Annotated in this window: 6 protein-coding genes; 1 reads left to right on the forward strand and 5 read right to left on the reverse strand. The window is 72.7% G+C overall.

The window, feature by feature from the left end:
* Position 1: 1 nt before the first annotated feature.
* From ACZ7HQ_RS36310 to ACZ7HQ_RS36320, 3 genes are all read right to left on the reverse strand, one after another.
* Positions 2-355, reverse strand: coding sequence for a hypothetical protein (locus ACZ7HQ_RS36310; protein ID WP_470999344.1), 354 nt, complete (start codon positions 353-355; stop codon positions 2-4).
* On the reverse strand, positions 342-2,105 hold the full coding sequence (locus tag ACZ7HQ_RS36315) for a hypothetical protein (RefSeq protein WP_470999345.1): 1,764 nt from the start codon (positions 2,103-2,105) through the stop codon (positions 342-344). Before ACZ7HQ_RS36315 ends, ACZ7HQ_RS36310 begins: the two co-directional genes overlap by 14 nt.
* Positions 2,106-2,205: 100 nt before the next feature.
* On the reverse strand, positions 2,206-3,132 hold the full coding sequence (locus tag ACZ7HQ_RS36320) for a LysR family transcriptional regulator (RefSeq protein WP_470999346.1): 927 nt from the start codon (positions 3,130-3,132) through the stop codon (positions 2,206-2,208).
* A 125-nt stretch (positions 3,133-3,257) separates the two neighbouring features.
* Here ACZ7HQ_RS36320 and ACZ7HQ_RS36325 point away from each other — a divergent pair, with 125 nt between their 5' ends.
* Positions 3,258-4,676 (forward strand): MFS transporter, encoded by a 1,419-nt coding sequence (locus tag ACZ7HQ_RS36325; RefSeq protein WP_470999348.1) that lies wholly within the window; start codon positions 3,258-3,260, stop codon positions 4,674-4,676.
* A gap of 12 nt (positions 4,677-4,688) precedes the next feature.
* Here the strand turns inward: ACZ7HQ_RS36325 and ACZ7HQ_RS36330 are convergent, their stop codons facing one another.
* Positions 4,689-5,678 (reverse strand): malate dehydrogenase, encoded by a 990-nt coding sequence (locus ACZ7HQ_RS36330; protein WP_470999350.1) that lies wholly within the window; start codon positions 5,676-5,678, stop codon positions 4,689-4,691.
* 305 nt (positions 5,679-5,983) lie between these two features.
* Positions 5,984-6,454 (reverse strand): DUF2690 domain-containing protein, encoded by a 471-nt coding sequence (locus tag ACZ7HQ_RS36335; RefSeq protein WP_470999351.1) that lies wholly within the window; start codon positions 6,452-6,454, stop codon positions 5,984-5,986.
* Between the last annotated feature and the right edge of the window lie 317 nt (positions 6,455-6,771).

The raw sequence follows: 6,771 nt of genomic DNA on the forward strand, positions 1-6,771 counted from the left end.
CTCACAGCCCCACCAGGCCGGCCAGCGTGCCCGCCGAGGCGAGGACGCTGATCAGCGCCTGGGAGTCGTCGAGGAGGCGGCGCAGGCGCTCGCGGCGGGAGGGGGCGGCCTGGCCGGTGCGGGTGATCTCGTCCTCCGTCTCGGCGAGGGCCGCGTCGAGTTGCACCGTCCGGTCGTCCGCCCGCACCCGGGCCAGGTCGGCGCGCAGTTCCCGCACGGCCAGCAGCAGTTGCTCGGCCGCCTCGTCGCGCGGCGCGGCCGTGCCGTGGTGGCTCTCGGCGTGCGCGTGGTCGCCGATGGCGAAGGTGCTGTGCGAAACGTCGCCGATGCTGACTCCCCGCTCATCCGTTGCCATGACCGTCGGCTCCCTTCTGCGGCGTGCTGCCGCCGTTCGTGGAGGAGGCGGAGGAGTTGTCACCGACGGCGAAGGTGCTGCCCTCGACGCGGCCGATGTGCACGCCCCCGTTGCTGATGTTGTTGATCTGCTGGACGAACTCGCCGGTCTGGTAGCCGGCTTCGGCGAGCGCGGCCCGTACCCCGTTCGCGACCCGGTCCTGGATGCTCTTGAGGTAGCGGGAGACGTCCATCTCCTGGAACTGCGAACCGGCATCCGCCGAGCCCAGCTCCCGCACGGACAGCGCGGGACCGTCCGGCAACGCGTTCGCGTAGCCGCCCGTCAGCAGCCGCCAGCCGTAGACCACGGACTTGCCGAGGACCACCAGGGAGCCGGCCAGTGAGCCCGGTACCCGGGTGACGGCCCAGACCGCCTTGCCGAGCACGTTGTTGTGGCGGAACCGGTGGGCCGTTCGGTCGGCGTCCTTGAAGTCCTGGCGCACCGGCAGCAGCACGTGCGGGGCGATCTCCAGCATGAGCATGCGGCCCTGGGTGTGGATGCGCACGAAGACCGTGACGACGAGCTCCTCCTCCCAGCCGCCGACGCGGATGCGCAGGAAGTGCCGGCGCTTCTCGGCACCCTCCTCGACCGCGTGCGACCGGTGCTCCTCGAAGGCCTGCGGGTGGTACGGCGCGTCCTCGCGGCGCAGCAGCCCCTCGGCGGGGAGGAACACGCACTCGTCGATCTCCAGCCAGCGCAGCCGGTCGCGCACTCCCGGCCCCGCGTACTCGGCGGGCAGCCGGAGGCGTTCCACCAGCGGCCGGACCTTCTCCAGCACCAGCCGGTTGCTGATCGGCTGCTGCTTCTTCAGCGCGTCGGGCTTCAGTTCGACGGCCAGCACCCAGTCCCGGTAGGCCACACCGGCCCCGCAGAACGGACGCGCCTCGTGATACATGATCAACGGCGCGTGCTGCTCGGTCCGGATGCGCTGCTTGAGCCACTGGAACCGCCGGCTCGCGCCCTGCTCGGCGGGGTCGCCGGCGGCGTCCGGGAAGCGCTGCGGGGACAGTTCGGCCGCGAGGACGCGCGCGAACTGGCCGCGCTGACCGGCCAGGCACAGCACGACGAGCGCGAAGATGACCAGCGTGGCCCAGGCCTGCCAGGGCTTGAACTGCCGCGCCAGTTCCTTGAAGCCCAGCAGGAAGATGTCGCTCAGGCTCAGCGAGCTGGACCCCGAGTCCAGGCCGTACGGGTCGCCGTAGGAGTCGTACGACGGCTCGTCGCTCGTGCCGCCGAACGCGGCGGTCAGTGTGACCACGAACAGCAACGTGAACTGGATGCGGCCGGCCCAGCGGAAGAAGAAGGCGGGTACGACGCGGAACAGGGACGCCCCCGGATCGCGGCCCCTGATCCAGCGGCCGATCGCGAGATACAGGCTGGGCAGCAGGAAGAGGCCCAGCAGCCCCTGGGTCAGCGCCACTCCCACCAGCCACAGGCCGAGGATGGCCCCCGCCCACTGGAGTTCCTGGCGGCGGGCGCGCAGGGCGTGGGCGAGGACGCGGGCGGCGTCGAGGCCGAGGGAGGGCGCCACGAACCGCTGTCCGTTGAGGTGCAGTTCGTCGATCACCCGGTCCCGGTAACCGGAATCCAGGTACGTGCCCGCGCACAGCAGCCGGCTGGCCTCGCTCGCGTGCGGTGGGGTGGACGGTGGTGCGGATGGTGCCGCCGCAGGCGTCGGCTGCGGTTGCGGCGGCACGTGTGCGGTGCTCACGCGGATCCCCCGAGGCGTGGAAAGTCACTTGTTGAACAGCTGAGTTGACAATCCATCAGCATAGAGTGACGGACGGTACAGGGAAAGCGGAATCCGCAGGCTACTGACCGGTCCGGTGCGCCATCAGCTCCCGTACGCAGTCGCGCAGCCAGGCATGGGCGGGGTCGGCGTCGTGGCGCGGGTGCCAGGCGAAGCCGACGGCGACCGCCGGGAGCGGCAGCGGGATCTCGAAGGTGACCAGGCCGAGGAGGGCGGCCAGCGGGCGGCCCCAGTGGCTGATCAGTCCGACCAGGTCGGACTCGCGCACCACGAACAGCGAGGCGGGATAGGTGCCGACGCTGCCCACCACCCGGCGCCTCAGGCCCAGTTCGGCCAGCGCCTCGTCGATCGGTCCGTGCTGCCTGCCGCGCCGCGAGACGATCAGATGGCCGGCCTCGCCGGCGAACCGCTCGGGGGTCAGCTCCCCGGTGAGCAGCGGGTGTCCGGCCCGCACGACACCCAGCATGCGCTCCTCGTACACCGTCTCCACGTGCACCTCGGGCGCGGCCGTGTCGATCACGCCGACCTCCAGGTCGGCGGTGCCCTGGCGCAGGAACGGCGCGTCCACGTGGCTCTCGGACAGAAAGCGCAGGCGGATGCCGGGGGCCTCGCGGGCGGCGCGGGCGAAGAGGGCGGCGCCGTGGGTGGCGGCGACCGAGTCGTGGCCGAGGATCGTGAACGTGCGGGTCACCGTGCGCAGATCGGTGTCCCGGCCCGATGTGAACAGGGCGCGGGCCCGCTCCACGACCGCACCGACCTCGGCCCGCACCGCCAGCGCGCGCGGAGTGGGCACCATCCGGCGTCCGGCGCGCACCAGGACCGGGTCGCCGAGCGCCTTGCGGATCCTGCCGAGGGTGCGGCTCATGGCGGGCTCGGACAGATGCAGCCGGTGCGCGGCACCCTGCACGCTCTGCTCCTCCAGCAGCACGTCCAGCGCGACCAGCAGGTTCAGGTCCAGCCTCGGATCCGGGCCAGTGGATTGCGTCATGTGCAGGTGTCCCTTGCAAAGGTTGCACTGGAAGGCAGGTCACCGGCGAGCCTACGGTGAGAGCGCGTCACCGCGTAGGACGAGGGCGCATCCCACACCCCACCGCCCACCTCCCGGGAGGAGCCGTGCCCGCGCACGCCCTGAAACGCCCCACCCTGCTCGCGCTGTGCGCCTGTGTCCTGGTCGCCCAGAGCATGGTCGCCGCCATCAACCTCCTCATCCCGCAGCTGACTTCCTCGTCCCTGCACCCCTCGCACACCGAGATCCTCTGGACGGTCGACGCCTACGTCATCGTCTTCGCGGGACTGCTCATCCCGGCCGGCGCGCTCGGCGACCGGTACGGCCGCAAGGGCGCCCTGCTCGCCGGGCTCGCGCTGTTCGCGGCGGGCGCCGCCACCAGCGCGCTCGCGACCGGCCCTGCCGTCCTGATAGCCGGGCGGGGCGTGTCCGGCGCCGGAGCCGCGCTGATCACCCCGGCCACCCTCTCGATCCTGATGCAGCTGTCCGCGCCCGAGCACCGGGCCCGCTCGATGGGTGCCTGGACGCTGTCGATCGGCCTGGGCGGCGCGGCGGGCAACCTGGGCGGCGGTCTGGCCGGCCAGTTCCTCACCTGGCGCGCCCTGTTCGCGGTCATGGTGCCGCTCGCCGCCGTGCTCGCCGTGGCGGTCTCCGCCACCGTCCCGCGCACCGCACGTTCCGCCCGCAGCAACCCCGACCCGCTCGGCACGCTGCTCCTGACGGCGGGCCTGGTCGCGATCCTGTTCGGCATCATCGAGGGCCCGGCCTACGGCTGGACGTCCGCCCGTATCCTCGGCGCCTTCACGGCGGGCGCGCTGCTCGTCGCCGCCTTCACCGGGCACGCCCTGCGTTCCCCCGCCCCGCTGTTCGACCCGCGGATCTTCGGCTCGCCCCGCCTGCGCGCGGCCTCCCTCGGCACCGCCACCGGCTTCTTCGGCCTGTTCTCCCTGTTCTTCGTCAACTCGCAGTACCTGCAGGGCGTGAAGGGCTTCGGCGCCGCCGTCACCGGCGTGGCGATCCTGCCGCTGGTGTTCGGGATGGCCGCCACCCAGAAGCTGGCGGCCCGCTGGGCCGGCCGCCCCCGCGTGGTCGTCGGTGCCGGTCTCGCCCTGATCGGCCTCGGCCTGCTCGGCGCGTCCACGGCCGGCGCGGGCACACCCTACGCCGTGTTCGTCTGCTGGCTGCTGGTCATCTCCGCCGGCGCGGGACTGTCCATGCCGGCCCTGACCCTCGGCGTGGTCACCTCGCTCCCGGCCCACCAGACGGGCCTAGGCTCCGGCCTCGGCACGACGGCCCGGGAGACCGGCGCGGCACTGGGCGTGGCCGTCACCGGCACCGTCCTGTCCTCGCACACCGACCTGCTGCACGGCATGGGACCGGCCCTGCGGACGGTGGGGGTGGTGGTGCTGGCGGCCACGGCGCTGGTGATCTCCGGGTACGGAAGACCGGAGCGCGCGACCCGTCACACGCCCGCAGACGGCGAACGCCCGGCACCCCTGCGGCGGGATGCCGGGCGTTTGCCGTAGCTCCGGTACTTCTCAGATGAGGCCGAGGCCGCGAACCGCCTCGCGCTCCTCCTCGAGCTCCTTGACGGACGCGTCGATGCGCGCACGGGAGAACTCGTTGATGTCCAGGCCCTGGACGATCTCGTACGTGCCGTCCTTGGTGGTGACCGGGAACGAGGAGATCAAGCCCTCCGGGACGCCGTAGGAGCCGTCCGACGGGATGCCCATGGAGGTCCAGTCGCCCTCGGCGGTGCCGTTGACCCAGGTGTACACGTGGTCGATCGCGGCGTTGGCGGCGGAGGCGGCCGACGAGGCACCGCGGGCCTCGATGATCGCGGCACCGCGCTTGGCGACGGTCGGGATGAAGTCCTCGGCCAGCCAGTTCTCGTCGTTCACGAGCTCGGCGGCGTTCTTGCCGGCGACCGTGGCGTGGAAGATGTCCGGGTACTGGGTGGCGGAGTGGTTGCCCCAGATGGTCAGCCGCTTGATGTCGGCGACCGTCGACCCCGTCTTCTTCGCGAGCTGGGTCAGCGCGCGGTTGTGGTCCAGGCGGGTCATCGCGGTGAAGCGCTCGGCCGGGACGTCCGGCGCGGCGGCCTGGGCGATGAGCGCGTTGGTGTTGGCCGGGTTGCCGACGACGAGGACCTTGATGTCGTCCGCGGCGTGGTCGTTGATGGCCTTGCCCTGCGGCTTGAAGATGCCGCCGTTGGCCTCCAGCAGGTCACCGCGCTCCATGCCCTTGGTGCGGGGGCGGGCGCCCACCAGCAGGGCTACGTTGGCGCCGTCGAAGGCGACGTTCGGGTCGTCGGTGATGTCGATGCCCTGCAGCAGCGGGAAGGCGCAGTCGTCGAGCTCCATGGCCGTGCCCTCGGCGGCCTTGAGCGCCGGGGTGATCTCCAGAAGGCGCAGCTTGACCGGCACGTCCGCGCCGAGCAGCTGGCCGGAGGCGATGCGGAAGAGCAGGGCGTAACCGATCTGGCCGGCCGCGCCGGTGACGGTGACGTTCACGGGAGTGCGGGTCATGGCGTTCTCCGTATGACAGCTGGCGGTGGGGCGTCCCTGCCCCGGGCGGATGATCGATCTCTTGGCATCAAGAGAGATCCACCGGTCAGGCTATCGCGCATCCGGCATGCGAGACGTCCGGGGCCGTGTGGCTCAGCCCACAAGCCGGACACGTCGAACGAAATGGCGGCCGCCCCGTCCGGGAGAGGGGGAGAGGACGAGGCGGCCGCCAGGTGGGGGGACCGGATTGCCGGACTCCCGTGGGGGTACTCCTCGCGTGCCCAGGATCCGCCGCGCCATGCGCCCGCCCCCGGAATTTCACCCGGCTACTTCGTGCACCCCGTCCGGCCCGAGGCCAGCGTCGCGCAGGCGTGGACCTGAGCCGCGTTCTTCACGGCGACCATCGGGGTGTAGGCGATGGTGTCGCCGGCGGTGCTGGTCCGGCCGGTCTGCTGCACCTTGCCGGCGGTGATCCGGACCGTGTCGCCCTGGGCGGCGCCGGTGATCCGGCCCCAGGCGGTGCCGCACGCCTTGCTGTAGCGGACCTCCAGGGTGGCGGTGCCGACGGTGGCCGTCCGGACGGTGCTGACCAGGTCGCCGCTGCACCCCATGACCTCGGCGTCCTTGCCGTCACAGGCGGAGCCGGCGCACTTGACCCCCGGCGGCGGGCTCGCGTGCGCGGTGGCGCTCGCGGACGACCGCCTGCCGGCGTCCTCGTGCTTCGCGCCGCCCGGGTCGGTGAGGTAGAAGACGGCGGCGATGACGACGAGCACGCCGCCGAGCCCCGCGAGGAACATGATCACCCGCTGCCGCCCGGCGCTCCCCCGGCCCGGGCTCCCGCCGGGACGGGGGGCCGGATCCTGCGGCTGCCCGTCGTACGGGTTCGGCGTGTCCGGTGTCCGGCCGGGGCCGGACGGCGTGGCGGCGGGCCGGGGCCCGTTCGCGGCCCCGGCACCCGCGCGTCCCCCGGTGCCGGCCCGGGGGGGGAGCCGGGGGGGGGGGTGGGGGTCGAAAAGAGGGGACGCGGGGGCCCAACCCCTCTGCCCGGAGGGCCTCGGCCAGCAGTTCCGTGTCGTCCTGAGGGGCGTACACGCCCGGGAGCACCACAGCGATC

This window comes from Streptomyces sp. NPDC037290 (genome assembly GCF_055603245.1).